The organism is Desulfomicrobium aestuarii, from assembly GCF_055385525.1.
Genome location: NZ_AP042427.1, coordinates 2,714,386 through 2,730,601 on the forward strand (window position 1 = coordinate 2,714,386; position 16,216 = coordinate 2,730,601).

19 protein-coding genes and 1 tRNA gene are annotated in these 16,216 nt (G+C 62.7%); 15 read left to right on the forward strand and 5 right to left on the reverse strand.

Going from position 1 to position 16,216, the window contains the following annotated elements:
* The first annotated feature begins 354 nt into the window (after nt 1–354).
* A complete protein-coding gene (locus tag ACZ5AC_RS12290; protein ID WP_464247891.1) occupies nt 355–1,560 on the forward strand; it encodes a hypothetical protein in 1,206 nt (401 codons plus the stop codon).
* 181 nt (nt 1,561–1,741) lie between these two features.
* Here ACZ5AC_RS12290 and ACZ5AC_RS12295 read toward each other — a convergent pair whose 3' ends face one another.
* The 4 genes from ACZ5AC_RS12295 to ACZ5AC_RS12310 form a co-directional block, all read right to left on the reverse strand.
* Nucleotides 1,742–2,464: an outer membrane protein gene (locus ACZ5AC_RS12295; RefSeq protein ID WP_464247892.1), complete on the reverse strand. Its 723-nt coding sequence runs from the start codon at nt 2,462–2,464 to the stop codon at nt 1,742–1,744.
* Nucleotides 2,465–2,916: 452 nt separating this feature from the next.
* Nucleotides 2,917–3,012: transfer RNA gene (locus ACZ5AC_RS12300), tRNA-Ser, on the reverse strand.
* Complete coding sequence (tadA, locus tag ACZ5AC_RS12305; RefSeq protein WP_464247893.1) at nt 3,003–3,536, reverse strand: tRNA adenosine(34) deaminase TadA; 534 nt, start codon at nt 3,534–3,536, stop codon at nt 3,003–3,005. The genes ACZ5AC_RS12300 and tadA overlap by 10 nt, the downstream gene beginning before the upstream one ends.
* Before the next feature lie 46 nt (nt 3,537–3,582).
* Complete coding sequence (locus ACZ5AC_RS12310) at nt 3,583–4,392, reverse strand: phosphoribosylformylglycinamidine synthase subunit PurQ (protein ID WP_464247894.1); 810 nt, start codon at nt 4,390–4,392, stop codon at nt 3,583–3,585.
* Nucleotides 4,393–4,716: 324 nt separating this feature from the next.
* On the opposite strand from ACZ5AC_RS12310, the gene ACZ5AC_RS12315 reads away from it, so the two are divergent.
* The 14 genes from ACZ5AC_RS12315 to ACZ5AC_RS12380 all read left to right on the forward strand — a co-directional run bounded on the left by ACZ5AC_RS12315 (nt 4,717) and on the right by ACZ5AC_RS12380 (nt 15,599).
* Nucleotides 4,717–6,366 carry a CTP synthase gene (locus tag ACZ5AC_RS12315; RefSeq protein ID WP_464247895.1) on the forward strand — a complete coding sequence of 550 codons (1,650 nt, stop codon included), beginning with the start codon at nt 4,717–4,719 and terminating at the stop codon, nt 6,364–6,366.
* On the forward strand, nt 6,363–7,169 hold the full coding sequence (kdsA, locus tag ACZ5AC_RS12320; RefSeq protein WP_464247896.1) for a 3-deoxy-8-phosphooctulonate synthase: 807 nt from the start codon (nt 6,363–6,365) through the stop codon (nt 7,167–7,169). The genes ACZ5AC_RS12315 and kdsA overlap by 4 nt, the downstream gene beginning before the upstream one ends.
* Complete coding sequence (locus ACZ5AC_RS12325) at nt 7,159–7,683, forward strand: KdsC family phosphatase (protein ID WP_464247897.1); 525 nt, start codon at nt 7,159–7,161, stop codon at nt 7,681–7,683. The genes kdsA and ACZ5AC_RS12325 overlap by 11 nt, the downstream gene beginning before the upstream one ends.
* Entirely contained in the window at nt 7,680–8,216 is a 537-nt protein-coding gene (gene lptC, locus ACZ5AC_RS12330) for an LPS export ABC transporter periplasmic protein LptC (protein WP_464247898.1), read from the forward strand. Before ACZ5AC_RS12325 ends, lptC begins: the two co-directional genes overlap by 4 nt.
* A gap of 15 nt (nt 8,217–8,231) precedes the next feature.
* Nucleotides 8,232–8,747: an LptA/OstA family protein gene (locus tag ACZ5AC_RS12335; protein WP_464247899.1), complete on the forward strand. Its 516-nt coding sequence runs from the start codon at nt 8,232–8,234 to the stop codon at nt 8,745–8,747.
* Entirely contained in the window at nt 8,744–9,466 is a 723-nt protein-coding gene (lptB, locus tag ACZ5AC_RS12340) for an LPS export ABC transporter ATP-binding protein (protein ID WP_464247900.1), read from the forward strand. The genes ACZ5AC_RS12335 and lptB overlap by 4 nt, the downstream gene beginning before the upstream one ends.
* Before the next feature lie 112 nt (nt 9,467–9,578).
* The gene (gene rpoN, locus ACZ5AC_RS12345; RefSeq protein ID WP_464247901.1) at nt 9,579–11,009 is read left to right on the forward strand and encodes an RNA polymerase factor sigma-54; all 1,431 of its coding nucleotides are present in this window, start codon (nt 9,579–9,581) and stop codon (nt 11,007–11,009) included.
* Nucleotides 11,010–11,075: 66 nt separating this feature from the next.
* On the forward strand, nt 11,076–11,618 hold the full coding sequence (gene hpf / locus ACZ5AC_RS12350) for a ribosome hibernation-promoting factor, HPF/YfiA family (protein WP_464247902.1): 543 nt from the start codon (nt 11,076–11,078) through the stop codon (nt 11,616–11,618).
* A 4-nt stretch (nt 11,619–11,622) separates the two neighbouring features.
* Entirely contained in the window at nt 11,623–12,072 is a 450-nt protein-coding gene (locus ACZ5AC_RS12355) for a PTS sugar transporter subunit IIA (RefSeq protein WP_464247903.1), read from the forward strand.
* A 23-nt stretch (nt 12,073–12,095) separates the two neighbouring features.
* Nucleotides 12,096–12,983, forward strand: coding sequence for an RNase adapter RapZ (gene rapZ, locus ACZ5AC_RS12360; protein WP_464247904.1), 888 nt, complete (start codon nt 12,096–12,098; stop codon nt 12,981–12,983).
* 17 nt (nt 12,984–13,000) lie between these two features.
* Nucleotides 13,001–13,411 carry a PTS sugar transporter subunit IIA gene (locus tag ACZ5AC_RS12365; protein ID WP_464247905.1) on the forward strand — a complete coding sequence of 137 codons (411 nt, stop codon included), beginning with the start codon at nt 13,001–13,003 and terminating at the stop codon, nt 13,409–13,411.
* A 2-nt stretch (nt 13,412–13,413) separates the two neighbouring features.
* Nucleotides 13,414–13,878, forward strand: coding sequence for a PTS sugar transporter subunit IIB (locus tag ACZ5AC_RS12370; protein ID WP_464247906.1), 465 nt, complete (start codon nt 13,414–13,416; stop codon nt 13,876–13,878).
* Between the two features lie 132 nt (nt 13,879–14,010).
* Nucleotides 14,011–14,574, forward strand: coding sequence for a hypothetical protein (locus tag ACZ5AC_RS12375; protein WP_464247907.1), 564 nt, complete (start codon nt 14,011–14,013; stop codon nt 14,572–14,574).
* A 104-nt stretch (nt 14,575–14,678) separates the two neighbouring features.
* Complete coding sequence (locus ACZ5AC_RS12380; protein ID WP_464247908.1) at nt 14,679–15,599, forward strand: manganese-dependent inorganic pyrophosphatase; 921 nt, start codon at nt 14,679–14,681, stop codon at nt 15,597–15,599.
* Nucleotides 15,600–15,741: 142 nt separating this feature from the next.
* Here the strand turns inward: ACZ5AC_RS12380 and ACZ5AC_RS12385 are convergent, their stop codons facing one another.
* A complete protein-coding gene (locus tag ACZ5AC_RS12385) occupies nt 15,742–16,209 on the reverse strand; it encodes a hypothetical protein (protein ID WP_464247909.1) in 468 nt (155 codons plus the stop codon).
* Nucleotides 16,210–16,216 lie beyond the last annotated feature (7 nt).

Genomic DNA, 16,216 nt, shown 5'->3' on the forward strand with positions numbered 1-16,216 from the left:
GGCCCTATCTTTTTCCGGGAACCGCCGCCCGCGTGCGAAGCCCGCAAGGTTCACAGGCATACGTTTGAAATCGACGCCTCCGGCTTTCCCGCCATGCAGTTCACCGTGCAGGGTTTGCACAGCGGGAGGAAGGGATGGAAAAGTTTTCGCGTGAGGTTCCCCACGCACCGATCTTCAGCCGCTCTCCGGTCGGCCGGACGCTTCGACTCCTGCGGCGGCATCGTCGGCCCGCACCCAATATCAGGTCCGGTTCACTTTTTGCTGTTCAAGGATAAATGGGCTCCGCCTGGAGACGGGGCCTGCGGGAGTCCGACGATACCGTTTCGCCGGGTCACTCCTTAACCTACACAGACCATGAAAAAAACACTGGCAACAATTGTCCTTTTGTCCGCCCTCGCACTTCAGGGATGCGTGGTCGGGGTCAGTGCGGTGCAGCCCCCACATGCCCGCTATTACGGACACCCGTCCCTCGTCGTCATCCCGGGGACCTACGTCTACGCCATGACCGACGTCACGGATGACATCTATTTCCACGTCGGCTGGTGGTGGCGGCTGTGGGACGGACGGTGGTACAAGTCCCGCTACTACGACCGCGGCTGGAGCCATTATCGGGGCGTGCCCGTATTCTACCGGGAAGTCGACCCCCGCTGGAGGGACTTCTACAGGCACCGCCACTGGCACGGGCACCCGTGGACATGCGAGCGCATCCCGGCCTCAAGGGTCCAGAGCGACTGGCACAGATGGCAGGATGCCCGGCACTGGGAAAGGGAGAAAAACTGGGGCGTCAAGGGCTTCCGCCCGGAACCCTATCGGCATGCCGGTCTGGCGGAACAGGAACGGGACGGCTCGCGGTTCAGGGACACGGACAGGCAGCGCCAGGTCCGAACTCAAGCGTCGCCTGAGAGCAGACGTGAATTCACGCGCGAAAAGGAGACGAGGCACGGCCTGCCGTTCTTCGGAAACCGCCGGACGGACGAGCGGGAAACGCAACGCCTTGAAAGGGATCGAACCCGTGATCGCCGGAACAGCCGGCCGGAACCGGCCTTCGACCGTGGGCGGCGGCAAGAAAATCAAGATGCTCCCATGGCCTCGGAACGACTGCAGCAGGATCGCCAGCACACGCCACAGATCTTCGAACGGCAGAGGCGAGACGAGGTCGGAGACGAGGCAAAACGTGCATGGGGGAACCGCGGGCAACAGGATTCCCGGCGCAACCGCAAGCCTTTCGAATTCGGGCGACAGGAGTCCGGTAACATGAGCAAGACGAGGCAAGAACAATTTCGCGAGCGGCTGGAGACCCGGGACCAGGCACCCCAGTCCGAACAGCGGCAAAGGGAAGCCAGGCCGGAACGGGTTCAGCGGCGTGAGGGATTTGGTTCCCAGGCATCGCATTCCACGTCGCGGCAGCGGGAAGTCACCCAGGAGGAGTCCCAAGGTCAAACGCGCAATCGCGACGCTAAATTCCTAAGACGTGCAGCGCAGGGACCTTCTGAGCAGGAATCCGGACACACCTGGCCCTCAAAGAGGGGATACTCCCAGATCATGCAGACACAGGAATAGTATCCAATCATTCACTGAGGGAATTGCTTCACAGGAAAAACCAATGTTGAAAAGTCATTCCGATCATGTTGCAAGATGAAAAGTCGGGTCAAGGATCCAATAATAAACCCTCGCTTTACGGCGAGGGTTTATTATTGCATTTCATATGCAGATGCTGAAGTCAGCATGAAAGCATTTCAAACTAGAACGTGTAACGAAGCCCCAGCAGCACCTCATGTGCTATCAGATCAGCCTCGCCCTTGACCTCTAAAGGAGCGACCCCAACGTCACCTGTTTCAGCATTTCCGAAATCAGCATAGCGGTAACCAAGATCAAGAGTAAAAAATTCGTTTACATCGTAGCCAACACCAAGCGCAAGGTTGAAAGCGAAATTTGTGACGCTATCCGACGCTGAATCATCATATATTCTTACACCATTCTCAGACAATTTGAGTTCACCTTCAGCGTCGATGATTGCGACACCGAGCCCACCGCCAACATATGGAGTAAAAGCAGTACCTGTTTCAATATCATAAAAAACATTAATAAATACGCTCTGAATATCAAATTTCATAGTTCCTGAATCACGATAAAGATCAGAATCTATATAAAATGCGTCAGAATATTCACCTTCGGATTCACTGCGCATGGCATATTCAACTTCCATTCTTACAGGAGTTTTGAAATTTGGATTGAAGTCATAACCAATGGCAATGGCTCCCCCGAAGGAAGAATCCTTTTCGCTGTCGAGTCCAGCGCTGTCAGAACCCAAGCCTTCAACCTCAACCTTCACTTCCGCGTTATCAATACGTTGATACGAATACACAAATTTTGGCGCAAGGTATACGCCAGTCTGTTCAGCGAAAGCAAAAGATGTTGAACACAAAATCCCCAGAGCTACGATCAAGAAAAGTCTTTTTTTCATTGCCTTACTCCTTTTGATTAATTTGAACACTTGCGCAAAATTTATCACAGCCTGTTCGTATGACACAATAGAAAAATAAATTTCTTTCAATTTGTGCTCAATGCCTGCCTGTATGACGACATTCCTACTAAATGACTCAAGAATCATAGCGCATGCCCGACCCGATTCCGAGGTCTTGATGAATTTGAATTATAGCCGGGAAGATGGAGGTGCGCCAACAATGATCAAGACATCAATCGAAGTTCTGCGGCATACTGCACGACGACCGCACGTATGCGAAAGGACAGACTGTTCAAATTGACACGAAAAGGAACGAAGGTGCAGGCGAAGGCTGGGCTTCAAAACGACTCGCGGCAGGTTTCTCCGATTATCTATCCGCCTTGTGTATCCGTGCGGACTTGGAGATCCCTGCCGTTTTTATATCGCAACTATTGGTGATAGTTGGAGAAAAGTGGCGGAGAGGGTGGGATTCGAACCCACGTACCGGTGATTAGCCGGTAACTCGATTTCGAGTCGAGCGCGTTACGGCCGGACTTCGCTACCTCTCCGCGAGGTTTTTGGAAATTTTCTTTTCCTGGCGGCGCTTCCGGAAGAAGCCGCTCAGGACGGAGCTGCACTCCGCTTCGAGGACGCCGCCCAGGGACCAGAAACGGTGGTTGCTCCAGGGCAGGTCCGTGCCGCTCATGCGGCTGACCAGGCAGCCCGCCTTGGGGTCGGCGGCGGCGTAGACCACTCCGGCCAGCCGGGCCTGGATGACGGCGCCCAGGCACATGATGCAGGGCTCCAGGGTCACCACCAGGACCGCATCGGTCAGGCGGTGGTTGCCGACCTGCCGGGCGGCTTCGCGCAGGGCCAGGATCTCGGCGTGGGCCGTGGGGTCGTTGTCCCGGATCGTCCCGTTCTCGCCGCGGCCCAGGATGCGGCCGCTGCCGTCCACGATTATCGCGCCCACCGGCACGTCTCCCCGCTCCTCGGCCGCAAGGGCCAGCTGCAGGGCCTCGTTCATGAAGGGCTCCCAGACGCTGATTTCGTCCGGGTCCGGCGTCGGGGAAGGCGCACAGTAGAAAGTCATGGGTTCGCTGTCAATGCTCTTTGCAGCTCCCGGTCACGTTCCCGACCTACAGAGCCTTGAGGTAGTCCACGCCGCCCTTCAGCAGGGCCGTGCCGAGGGTGGACGTCTCGCCGCGAGTCCAGCGCGGGTGATTGGTCGGGTGGTTGTAGGCCTCGGGGTGCGGCATGAGGCCCAGAATCCGGCCCGACGGGTCCGTCAGGCCCGCGATGCCGAGGGGTGAGCCGTTGGGGTTGGCCGGGTACTCCTGGGTCACCTCTTTGGTCGACGGGTCCACGTACTGCAGGGCGATGAGGTTCTGCTCCTGCAGGCGCGCCAGAGTCGTCTCGTCGCCGGGCACGAGCTTGCCCTCGCCGTGGCGCACGGGAATATAAAGGTAGTCGAGGCCCTTGGTGAACACGCAGGGCGAGTCCTGGTTGATCTTGAGCGTCACCCAGCGGTCCTCGTACTTGGCCGAATCGTTGTGGCTCAAAGACACTTGGCGGGTGAAGTAGGCCCCGTCCAGGGCGGGCAGCAGGCCCAGCTTTACCAGCAGCTGGAAGCCGTTGCAGATGCCCAGGATCAGGCCGCCGGCGTCGAGGAAGCCCTTGAGCTCCTCCATGAGGGAGCGGCCGCTGGCGGTCTTCATGTGCCTCCAGCGCAGGGCCGCGGCCTGGGCCGAGCCCAGATCGTCGCCGTCGAGGAAGCCGCCGGGCAGGATGAGGAAATTGTAGTCGGCGAGCCGCACCTTGTCCGCCGTCAGGTCCGAGAAGTAGACGATGGTCGTCTGGTCCGAACCGGCCTGGTCCGCGGCAAAGGCGCATTCCCGCTCGCAATTCGTTCCGTATCCGGTGATCACCAATGTCCTGACCTGAGCCATTTTCCCTCCGAAAAAGCGGCCGCAGCCGCGCTGTGTTTTCACGTAAGGAAGGCCATTACAGGCCTAGCAACACCGGCGCAAGCCCGAAAATGCCCCCTTGCCGCTGTTTGCACTCCGCACGCTTTCTGCTATGCAGACCTGAGGTGTTTGCAGGACACCAGGGCCGCTTGACAAGCAGGAAGTCCGCTGCCAAATGACCCGGCGGACATATTGGTTGTCGAATTTCGGGCTGCCGGCAGGTGGCCCATTTGTTTTGTGAACCACGGATTCCGCGCATCCCCGCGCGGACGATGGCAGAAGAACTTTCAGGCGCACGAGGACGTGATGAACACCAAATTCATTTTTGTGACCGGAGGGGTGCTCTCCTCCCTGGGAAAAGGGCTGGCCGCCGCCTCCATCGCGGCCCTGCTCAAGGCGCGGGGCCTTAGGGTTACCATTCAGAAGCTCGACCCCTACATCAACGTCGACCCGGGAACCATGAACCCCTTCCAGCACGGCGAAGTGTACGTCACCGACGACGGCGCCGAGACGGACCTCGATCTGGGCCACTACGAGCGCTACCTCGGCACGAGCATGAACCAGCGCAACAACTACACCTCGGGCCGCATCTACAACACCGTCATCACCAAGGAACGCCGCGGCGACTACCTCGGCGGCACCGTGCAGGTCATCCCGCACATCACCGACGAGATCAAATCCTCCATCCTGAGCCTGGCCAGCGACGACCTCGACGTGGCCCTGGTCGAGATCGGCGGCACCGTCGGCGACATCGAGGGCCTGCCCTTCCTGGAGGCCATCCGCCAGTTGCGCGCCGACCTGGGCAAGGACAACGTCCTCTACATCCATCTGACCCTGGTGCCCTTCATCAAGGCCGCCGGCGAGCTGAAGACCAAGCCCACGCAGCACTCCGTCAAGGAGCTGCGCAGCCTGGGCATCCAGCCCGACATCATCCTCTGCCGCTCCGAGGTGAACCTCGGCGACGACATCAAGCGCAAGATCGCCCTCTTCTGCAACGTGGACCGCGACGCCGTGTTCACGGCCATTGACGTCAACCACATCTACGAGCTGCCCCTGACCCTCTACAACGAGGGCGTGGACCAGAAGATCGCCATACTGCTGCGCCTGGCCGCCAAGAACCCGGACCTGCAGGCCTGGAAGGACCTCGTCCACGACCTGCACCACCCCAGGACCCAGGTCACCATCGCCATCGTCGGCAAGTACGTTGACCTGAAGGAAGCCTACAAGAGCCTTCACGAGGCCCTGACCCACGGCGGCGTGGCCAACCACGCGGCCATCCGCTTCCTGTACGTCAACTCCGAGGAGATCACTCCCGAAAACGTGGCGGAACGGCTGGCCGGCGCCGACGGCATCCTCGTGCCCGGCGGCTTCGGCATCCGCGGCGTGGAGGGCAAGATCGCGGCCATCACCTACGCCCGCGAGAACAGGGTGCCCTTCTTCGGCATCTGCCTGGGCATGCAGTGCGCGGTCATTGAGTACGCCAGAAGCGTCATGGGCCTGGCCAAGGCCAACTCCGAGGAGTTCGACCTGACCACGCCGGATCCGGTCATCTATCTGATGAAGGAGTGGTTCGACTTCCGCAAAAAGTGCGTGCAGCGCCGCGACATGGCCAGCGAGAAGGGCGGCACCATGCGCCTGGGCGCCTACCCCTGCGTCATCGAGAAGGACACCCGCGCCTTCGAGGCCTACAGCCAGGTCGAAGTCTCCGAACGCCACCGCCACCGCTACGAATTCAACGGCGCCTACCAGAAGCGCTTCGAGGAGGCCGGCCTGACCATCAGCGGCACCTCGCCCGACAAGAGCCTGGTGGAGATCGTGGAGATCAAGGACCACCCGTGGTTCCTGGGCTGCCAGTTCCACCCCGAGTTCACCTCCCGGCCCATGCAGCCCCACCCGCTGTTCCGCGAGTTCATCGCCGCGGCCGTGGCCAACAAGAAACCCGAGCAGGAACCATGATCGACTGCGCCGAGCTGGTCGCCGACCGCCCCTTCCTCATCGCCGGACCCTGCGTCCTGGAGAGCCTCGACGTGGCCATGACCGTGGCCGTGGAGCTGCAGGCCATCTGCGCGGAGCTGGGCCTGCCGCTCATTTTCAAGAGCTCCTACGACAAGGCCAACCGCACCGCGGGGGGGAGCTTCCGGGGGCCGGGGCTGGACACCGGGCTCGACTGGCTGGCCCAGATCAAGAGCCGCACGGGCCTGCCCATCATCACGGACATCCACGAGCCGCGCCAGGCCTCCCTGGCCGCCGAGGTGGCCGACGTGCTGCAGATCCCGGCCTTCCTCTGCCGCCAGACGGACCTGCTGCTGGCCGCGGCCCGCACCGAGCGCGTCGTGAACATCAAGAAGGGGCAGTTCATGGCCCCGTGGGACATGCGCGGCCCGGTGGAGAAGATCCGCTCCGAAGGGTTCACGCGCATCTGGCTGACGGAGCGCGGCTCCATGTTCGGCTACAACAACCTCGTGGTCGATTTCCGGTCCCTGGTCATCATGAAGCAGTTCGGCTGCCCGGTCATCTTCGACGCCACGCACTCGGTGCAGCTCCCGGGCGGCCAGGGCTCGTCCTCGGGCGGCCAGCGCGAGTTCGTGCCGCCCCTGGCGCGGGCGGCCGTGGCCAGCGGCTGCCAGGGCCTGTTCATGGAAATCCACCCGGACCCGGACAAGGCCCTGTGCGACGGCCCCAACTCCTGGCCCCTGGCCAAGGCCCGCACCCTGCTCTCTGAGCTGGCGGCCATCTGGAGCGTCCCCAATGAATGCTGAGCGCCTGGCCAAAGACGTGCGCCTCATGATCCTGGACGTGGACGGGGTGCTGACCGACGGCGGCCTGTACTACGACGAGTCCGGCTGCGTCATGAAGCGCTTCAACGTCCAGGATGGCCTGGGCATCAAGCTCGGACCCAAGGCCGGCATCGAGTTCGCGGTCATCACGGGCCTTGAGTCCCCGGCCGTGAAGCGGCGCGTGACGGAACTGGGCATCGGCCACTACTATTACGGGCACCACCGGAAGGTGCCGGCCATGCGCGAGATTTCCGAAAAGACCGGCATCCCCTTCGACCACATGGCCTACGTCGGCGACGACTGGGTCGATGCCGCACCCATGTCCATGGTCGGCTTCCCCATCGCCGTGCCCAACGCCCGCCCCGAGATCCTGAAGCTCGCGGCCTGGACCACCCGGGCCATGGGCGGCCACGGCGCCGTACGCGAGGCCCTGGACTTCATCCTGCGCGCCCAGGGCAAGCTCGACGCCATGTGGCGGGAGTGGCTGACGGCATGAAACGGGCACTGGCGGTCGTCATCGCCCTGCTGATCCTGGCCGGCATCGCCGTCCTGGGCTGGCGCATGCTGTGGCCCGAGCGTCTGACCCCGGACATCGCCCGCAACGTGGACGTTGACCTGAGCCTCAAGGGCGTGAACCTGAGCCAGGGCAAGGACGGCAAAAAGCTCTGGAACTTGAGCGCTGCCGGGGCGAACTACGCCGAGGCCGGAGACGAACTGACCCTGACGGACCCCGTCATCACCTACTGGGGCGAGGAAGGCGGCGAGCACGTCGAAGTCACGGCGCCCAAGGGCCAGGTCTGGCAGAAGGAGGACCGCGCCAGGATGTGGGACGGCGTCAACGCCACCCGGGGGGAATACCGCATGCGCGCCGACACCCTCGACTACACGGGCGGGAACCGCACCCTAGTTCTGTCCGGCAACATCGACATTTCAAGCGATTCCATGCAGGGCCGCTCCGACGCCCTGACATATTTCCTGGACACGGGCGACATCCTGGCCCGCGGCAACGTCCAGGTCACCCTGAACTGACGAGCGGGGACATCTATGCGTTCACTCATTCTGATTCTCCTCCTGGCATGGGCCGCCCCCCTGTGGGCAGCGGAAAAGACCGTGCCGGTCAAGATCACGTCCGACACCATGACCTATACCCAGAAAGGCGACCAGGTGGTCTTTTCCGGGTCGGTGCACGTCATCCGCCAAGACGTCGAGATGTGGTCCGACACCCTGACCGTGCTCCTCGACAAGAAGCAGGGCGGAGGCAACTCCACCCAGACCGCCATGGACCAGCAGAGCTCCATCAAGAAAATCATCTCCCAGGGCAATGTCCGCCTCAAGGCCGACAAGGGCCGCTCCGGCACCTGCGACAAGGCCACCTACGACACGGCCACGGAAATCCTGACCCTCGAAGGCGATCCGGTGCTGATGGAAGGCGCCAACAAGATCCAGGGCGAGGTCATCAAGCTCTACATGCGCGAGAACCGCAGCGAGGTTCTGGGCGGCAAGCAGCGGGTCGAGGCCATCTTCAACACCCCGGCCGACACCAAGGAGCTCAAGCCGTGACGACCCTGTCCGGCCGCCAGCTGGCCAAACGCTACGGGGCCCGCGACGTGGTCCGCGACATCGACCTCGACGTGCGCCAGGGCGAGGTCGTCGGCGTGCTCGGCCCCAACGGCGCCGGCAAGACCACGACCTTCTACATGCTCGCCGGCATCGTCACGCCCACCCGCGGGGAAGTCACCCTGGACGGCGTGGACATCACCCGCTGGCCCCTGCACAAGCGCGCCCGCCTGGGCATGAGCTACCTGCCCCAGGAAAGCTCCATCTTCCGCAAGCTGACCGTGCGCCAGAATCTGCAGCTCATCCTGGAATACTCCGGCCTCTCGGCCGAGGAGCAGAAGCGCACGGCCGACAGGCTCCTGGACGAGCTCGGCATCACCCGCCTGCAGGACCAGCTGGCGGCCTACCTGTCCGGCGGCGAGCGCCGCAGGCTCGAGATCGCCCGCGCCCTGATCCGCGACCCGAAGTTCATCCTGCTGGACGAACCCTTCGCCGGCATCGACCCCCTGGCCGTGGACGACATCCAGACCATCATCGAGGGCCTCAAGGCCAAGGGCATCGGCGTGCTCATCTCCGACCACAACGTGCGCGAGACCCTGCAGATCTGCGACCGCGCCTACCTAGTGTACGACGGCCGCATCATCCTGAGCGGCAGCCCCGACGAGATCGTCGCCGACCCCGGGGCGCGCAAGGTCTATCTCGGCGAGGGTTTCAGCCTTTAGCGGGGTGCCGATTTCCCAAGGATTGCCACGACCTGCCTTCTGTGGCAAAGTCTTTGCTGGATGAATCCGCCGACGACAACACTGCATCTTACGCTGGGACGACAGAGACACTATGGGCCTTGAACTCCGACAGAACCTCAAGCTGACGCAGCAGCTGGTCATGACCCCGCAGCTGCAGCAGGCCATCAAGCTGCTTCAGCTCTCCCGATTCGAGCTCCTCGAAGCCGTCCAGCAGGAACTGCTGGAAAATCCGATGCTTGAGGAAGCGCCGCGGGAGATCTCCGAGGAGGTCGAATCCCAGGCCCCGCCCGTGGAGCAACGGGCCGACGTGTCCTTCGACGACGCCGAGCTCATGCGCAACGCCGACTGGGAGAACTACCTCGGCGACTTTTCGAGCACGACCAAGCAGGTGCAGTTCAAGGAGACCGAGGCCCTCGAGGAGATGATGTCTTACGAGGCCAGGCTCTCGGGCAAGCCCTCCCTGGAAGGCCACCTCCTGTGGCAGCTCTGCCTCTCCAACATCACCGAAGAGGAGGAGGCCATCGGCGAGGCCATCATCGGCAACCTGGACTCCCTGGGCTACCTGACGACCAGCGCCGAGGAGATCGCCTCCGAGACCCTTTCGCCCCTGGCCCTGGTCCAGTCCGTCCTGCACCGCCTGCAGCGCTTCGACCCCGTGGGCGTGGCCGCCCGTTCCCCCAAGGAGTGCCTGCTCATCCAGTTGGAGGTCCTGGGCCAGGACGACCCCATCCTCGTTTCACTGGTGGACGAGCATCTGGAGGATATCGAGAAGCGCCGCTACAAGCCGCTCCTGCGCAAGTTCAAGATCCAGATGGAGGACCTGAAGGCCTACCTTGACATCATCCAGACCCTGGACCCCATGCCCGGCGCGAGCTACGGCAGCGACAACACCGTCTTCGTCAGCCCCGACGTCTTCGTGTACGAGTACGAAAGCGATTTCGTCATCGTCATGAACGACGACGGCCTGCCCAAGCTGCAGCTGAGCCCCTACTACATGGACGACACGAGCCTGGCCGTGAAGGGCCCGGACCGGGAGTACCTCCACGACAAGATGCGTTCGGCCATGTGGCTCATGAAGAGCTTGCACCAAAGGCAGAGAACCCTGTATAAGGTGGTCGAGAGCATCGTGCGGTTTCAGCGGGGCTTCTTCGAGCACGGCGTGACCAAGCTCAAGCCCCTCATACTCAAGGACGTGGCCGACGACATCGAGATGCACGAGTCCACGGTCAGCCGCATCACCACGAGCAAGTACGTGGCCACCCCGCACGGCATCTTCGAACTGAAATTTTTCTTCAATTCCGCGCTGGAGATGGACGACGGCACCCAGGTGGGCTCCGAGTCCGTCAAGGCCATCATCAAGAAGATGGTCAGCGAGGAAGACCCCAAGCACCCCTACAGCGACGAGAAGATCGCCGCGGTGCTGAAGGAAACGCTGGATGTCAACATCGCCCGCCGCACGGTGGCCAAATACCGCGCCGTCCTGGGCATCGAGTCGTCATCCAAGCGCAAGCAGGTGTTTTGATATTCCACCCCTCGCCGCCCTTCCGGGAAGACGCGGGGTTGACCCTCAACTGACGAGGAGGATTCCATGAGGATAGTCTTCAACTTCAAGAACTTCGACCCTTCCGACCACCTGCGCAAGTACGCCAAGGACCGTTTCGGCAAGCTCGGCAAGTTCATGGCCGGCACCCCTGACGCCGAACTGCAGGTCAACCTCGAAGTCGAGAAATTCCGCCATATCGCCGACGTCGTCCTGACCGGCAAGAACGTGCACATCTCCGCCCGCGAGGACAGCGAGGACATGTACTCCACCGTCGACATGGTGTGGGACAAGCTCGAGGCCCAGATGCGCAAGGTCCGCGACAAGGACAAGAGCAAGCGCAAGGCCGGCGGCGACACCGTGCGCATGGACGTCATCAGCTTCGACGAGGACACCACGGGCAAGCGCAGGCAGAGCATCCAGCAGACCGACCACTTCGAGCCCAAGCCCATGGTCGTCGAAGAGGCCGCCATGCAGCTCGGCAAGACGGAGAACGAGTTCCTCGTCTTCCTGAACGCCGAGAACGAACGCGTCAACGTCATCTACCGCCGCAAGACCGGCGACTTCGGCCTCATCGACCCTGGGGTATAAGGGCATGAAGCTTGCCGAATACCTGGATAAAGACCTGATCATCTCCGACCTTTCGGCCAGGACCAAGAAGGAGGTCCTGGCCGAACTCGTTTCCCCGCTCCCGGGCAAATTCCCGGGCGTTGACCCCGTGCGGGTGGCCCAGGTGCTCCTGGACAGGGAAATGCTGGGCACCACGGGCATCGGAGACGGCATCGCCATCCCTCACGGAAAGCTGGACAGCCTCGACCAGGTCATGGTCATCGTGGGACGCAGCCGCGAAGGCGTCGATTTCGCCAGCCTGGACCACAAGCCGGCCACCATCTTCTTCACGGTCCTGGCCCCCTCCAGCGTGGTGGGCCTGCATCTGAAGATCCTGGCCACCATCTCGCGCCTGCTCAAGGACAACGCCTTCCGCCAGGCCTTCGCCGACGCGGAAGGCGGCGACGGGCTGTGGCGGCTGCTGCAGTCCGTCTGAAGCCTGTGCAAGGAACCCCCGCCATGGAAATGCGCAACGCACCGAAAAACGTCGTCATCGTCTCGGGCATGTCGGGCTCGGGCAAGAGCACGGCCCTGCGCGTCTTCGAGGACATGGGCTTCTTCTGCGTGGATGGCCTGCCGGCCCGCATGGCCCCGGCCCTGATCGAGCTGTTCTTCTCGTCCTCGTCCACGGACTACCCGGGCCTGGCCATGGGCATGGACCTGCGCCAGCCCGACTTCGCCGGGCAGTGGCGGGAAGTGTTGCAGGACATGGAGAAGCTGTCGGTGCGCCCGACCATCATCTTCACGGACTCCTCGGACCAGGTCCTGCTGCGCAGGTACGCCACCACGCGCCGACCCCACCCCCTGGCCACGGGCAACCTGGGCCTGGAAGCGGCCCTGGACCGGGAACGGGAGATCCTGGAGCCCATCCGTAACCAGGCCGACCTGGTCGTCGACACGTCCCACTACTCGGTCCACGACCTGCGCCGCGTCATCCAGGACAAGTGGGCGAGCATCGCCAGCCTGAGCCAGGGCATGCGCGTGCACCTCATCTCCTTCGGCTTCAAGTACGGGGCCCCGGCCGAGGCCGACACGGTCATGGACCTGCGTTTCCTGCCAAACCCCTATTTCGTCGAGGACCTGCGCCCCCTGTCCGGACAGGATGAAGCCATCGCCCGCTACGTCCTGGACGGCGAACCCGGCCGGGAGTACCTGAAGAGGCTCCTGGAGTTTCTCGACTTCACCGTGCCCCTCTACGCCAGGGAAGGGCGCTACCGCCTGACCATGGCCTTCGGCTGCACCGGCGGCAGACACCGCTCCGTGGCCGTGACAGAGGCCGTGCTTGCCCACCTGAGGGCGCGCGGGTACACCGTCTCTGTGGAGCATCGGCATTTCAGTCTCGGATAACGCGTTCTGGAGGAAGAATGGTTGGAGTGATTCTGGTGACCCATGGCCAGTTCGGCCAGCATCTGCTGGAGGCTGCCCAGACCATCTTGGGGCCGCAGGAACAGTGCGCCCACATAGCGGTGGAAGGCGCGGTGGACATGGCCACCCTGCTGACGGACCTGAAAAGCGCCGTCAAACGGATGGAGACGGGCGAAGGCGTGATCATCCTGACCGACATGTTCGGCGGCACGCCGTCCAACATCGGCCTGTCCCTGCTCCAGCCGGGCAAGGTCGACGTCCTGACCGGGGTCAACCTGCCCATGCTGCTACGCATCCTCGGCATGCGCGACCAGGAGCTGACCCAGCTGGCCCAGAATGCCAAAAACGCCGGCATCCAGGGCATCGTGCTCGCGGGCGAGGTTCTGACCCGAAAGATCGGCGAGGCCTAGGCGTGATCTGGTTCCGCATCGACAACCGGCTGGTCCACGGCCAGGTCATCGAGGCCTGGCTGCCGCACATAAGGGCCAAGACCCTGGTGGTGGCCAACGACGACCTGGCCTCCGACGCCCTCAGGCAGGAGATCATGAGCCTGGCCGTCCCGAGCGACGTGTCCTTCGTCTGCTGCACCGTGGCCGAAACGCCCGACGTCCTGCGCCGCGTCTTCAAGGGGAATGTCTCACAGCACGTCCTGGTGCTGTTCTCCACCTGCGCCGATGCCAGATCCGCGCACATGGCCGGACTGCCCTTCTCCCAGGTCAACATCGGCAATCTGCATTACGGGCCGGGCAAGGAGCAGGTCTGCGAGCATATCGCCCTGGGGCCCGACGACCGCAGCTGTCTCAAGTATTTCGCGGACCACGAAGTGGAGATCGATTTCCGTTGCGTGCCCACGGCCACGCCGAAGGTCAACCTATGAACCACCCGGAACCGTCATGATCACCTCTCACGACTTCACCATTCTGGCCGGAGGCGGTTTTTTTTTGCCCTGCTCTGGCTGACCCGCTTCGCCCTTGACCTGGGCTTCGTCCACCGCCCCCTCTTCGCCGCCATGCTCTGGGCGCTCCTGACCTTCAGGCTGCAGCCGCCCCTGAACGCCGGAATCTTCTTCGAACTCCTGTGGCTCGACCTCTTCCCGGCCGGCACCTTCATCCCGCCCCACGGCCTGCTGGCCCTGACCGCCACCCTGGGCGTGCTGGCCTGTGTGCCCGAAGCGGACATGCGCGTCACGGCCATCATACTCGTCCTCTCCCTCCCCCTGGCCTATCTGGGCTCCTGGGTGGAACAGCGCTACCGCAAGCGCCAGAACCTGAGCTACAACAGGCTCATCATCTGGAACAGGCGCGGCGTGAACCACCCCTACACGCCGGACCGCCTGGTCTTCCAGGCCATGGGCGAGATGTTCGCCCTGGGCTTCGCCCTCTACCTGTCCTGCGCCGCGGCCCTGCTGGCAATCGTCAGACTGGTCGCGCCATGGGTATCCGGGGGACCGCAGCCCACGTGGCCCATGCTCTGGATCGGGGCCTGCGCCGGAGCCGTTCTGGCGCTGCGCCTGCCGCGGGCCTACGCCCTGGCCGGCGCCAGCCTCGTGCTCGGCGTTCTGCTCACGCTCTGAGCCTTGACAATATCTTCACAATGTTCTCTCTTGGCAGCCGCGAATAATTGTGATATTTGGCACAAACTTATTGTTCGTCAATAAACCCTTGTAGGAGGAATACCATGTCCGTTTATGTTTTCGGTCACAAGAATCCTGATTCCGACACCGTCTGCAGCGCTATCGCGCTGGCCGACCTGAAGAGCAAGCTCGGCGTGGCCTGCACCCCGGCCGCCCAGGGCGAACTGCCCCCCGAGACCAAGTTCATCCTCGAGAAGTTCGGCGTGGCCGCCCCGGCCGTGAAGACCGCCTTTGCCGGCGAAAAGGTTTTCCTGGTCGACACCTCCGACCTGGCCCAGCTGCCCGAAGACATCAAGCAGGCTGAAGTCCTGGGTATCGTCGACCACCACAAGCTGGGCGACCTGACCACCTCCAGCCCGCTCGAGTGCTGGATCTGGCCCGTGGGCTGCACCGCCACGGTCATCAACGCCATGTACAAGTACTTCGGCGTCGAGATCCCCAAGAACATCGCCGGCATCATGCTGTGCGCCATCCTGAGCGACACCGTCATCTTCAAGTCCCCGACCTGCACCCCGGCCGACAAGGAAGCCGCTGCCGAACTGGGCAAGATCGCCGGCATCGCCGACCTGGCCGCCCTGGGCATGGAAATGTTCAAGGTCAAGTCCGCCGTCGAAGGCACCCCGGCCCGTGAGCTGGTGCTGCGCGACTACAAGGACTTCAACATGAACGGCACCAAGGTCGGCATCGGCCAGCTGGAAGTCGTCGACCTGTCCATCCTCGACGCCGTCAAGGCCGACCTGGCCGCCGACATCGTCAAGCTGAAGGCCGAGAAAGGCAACCACTCCGTGTTCCTGCTGCTGACCGACATCATGAAGGAAGGCTCCGAGATCCTGATCGCCTCCGACGACGCCTCCGTGGTCGAGAAGGCCTTCGGCGCCAAGCCCGTGGACGGAAAGGCCTGGCTGCCCAAGGTCATGTCCCGCAAAAAGGACGTCGTGCCCAAGTTCGAGAAGGTCTTCGCCTAAGTCGCGACCGCTTCGAAATGAAGAAGCCCGCCCAGGTTCGCCTGGGCGGGCTTTTTTCATCGCGTGCGGCGTGCTTTCAGGAAGCCGTCCGCCGACGGGCCAGTCGGCCCTCACGGTGCAGAGATATCTCCCTCGCGCGTCCCTACTGCGCCTTCTCCCCCGCCACTTCCGCCCGCAGGGCGTCGACCTTGCCGCGCAGGTAGGCGGCCACCAGGTCGCCCATGTCGTCGCTGCCCGAATGCTTGAGAGCGTAGGCTCGCAGGTCTTCCTCGACCTCTTTCTCCATGCGCTCGGACTCCATGAACATGAGAAAGACCAGGCCCAGGGCCGCGTTGTTTTCCACGGTGCCGTCGCAGAGGTGCTGAAGCTGGTCGTCGGGCACGGTCTCGAAGAGGCGGTCGGCGAACTCGCCGATCCATTTGGAATAGAGCTCCGGCATGAGGTCCGGGATGAGGACGGCCAGACGGTCGGCGGCCTCCTGGGAGACGTTGGGCATGGTCACCAGGAAGTATTCCGCCAGGGCTTCGCGGCGGCGCTCCTCGGTGTTCGAGAACTTGTCGAGAATGACCAGGAAGATATGGGCCCGCAACTGGGCCTGGGTCAGGGGCATGTGTCCT

Coding starts and splice junctions, on each gene's coding strand:
- ACZ5AC_RS12290 (WP_464247891.1), top strand. CDS start 355: ATGAAAAAAACACTGGCAACAATTGTCCTTTTGTCCGCCCTCGCACTT.
- ACZ5AC_RS12295 (WP_464247892.1), bottom strand. CDS start 2,464: ATGAAAAAAAGACTTTTCTTGATCGTAGCTCTGGGGATTTTGTGTTCA.
- tadA (WP_464247893.1), bottom strand. CDS start 3,536: ATGACTTTCTACTGTGCGCCTTCCCCGACGCCGGACCCGGACGAAATC.
- ACZ5AC_RS12310 (WP_464247894.1), bottom strand. CDS start 4,392: ATGGCTCAGGTCAGGACATTGGTGATCACCGGATACGGAACGAATTGC.
- ACZ5AC_RS12315 (WP_464247895.1), top strand. CDS start 4,717: ATGAACACCAAATTCATTTTTGTGACCGGAGGGGTGCTCTCCTCCCTG.
- kdsA (WP_464247896.1), top strand. CDS start 6,363: ATGATCGACTGCGCCGAGCTGGTCGCCGACCGCCCCTTCCTCATCGCC.
- ACZ5AC_RS12325 (WP_464247897.1), top strand. CDS start 7,159: ATGAATGCTGAGCGCCTGGCCAAAGACGTGCGCCTCATGATCCTGGAC.
- lptC (WP_464247898.1), top strand. CDS start 7,680: ATGAAACGGGCACTGGCGGTCGTCATCGCCCTGCTGATCCTGGCCGGC.
- ACZ5AC_RS12335 (WP_464247899.1), top strand. CDS start 8,232: ATGCGTTCACTCATTCTGATTCTCCTCCTGGCATGGGCCGCCCCCCTG.
- rpoN (WP_464247901.1), top strand. CDS start 9,579: ATGGGCCTTGAACTCCGACAGAACCTCAAGCTGACGCAGCAGCTGGTC.
- hpf (WP_464247902.1), top strand. CDS start 11,076: ATGAGGATAGTCTTCAACTTCAAGAACTTCGACCCTTCCGACCACCTG.
- ACZ5AC_RS12355 (WP_464247903.1), top strand. CDS start 11,623: ATGAAGCTTGCCGAATACCTGGATAAAGACCTGATCATCTCCGACCTT.
- rapZ (WP_464247904.1), top strand. CDS start 12,096: ATGGAAATGCGCAACGCACCGAAAAACGTCGTCATCGTCTCGGGCATG.
- ACZ5AC_RS12365 (WP_464247905.1), top strand. CDS start 13,001: ATGGTTGGAGTGATTCTGGTGACCCATGGCCAGTTCGGCCAGCATCTG.
- ACZ5AC_RS12375 (WP_464247907.1), top strand. CDS start 14,011: ATGCTCTGGGCGCTCCTGACCTTCAGGCTGCAGCCGCCCCTGAACGCC.
- ACZ5AC_RS12380 (WP_464247908.1), top strand. CDS start 14,679: ATGTCCGTTTATGTTTTCGGTCACAAGAATCCTGATTCCGACACCGTC.
- ACZ5AC_RS12385 (WP_464247909.1), bottom strand. CDS start 16,209: ATGCCCCTGACCCAGGCCCAGTTGCGGGCCCATATCTTCCTGGTCATT.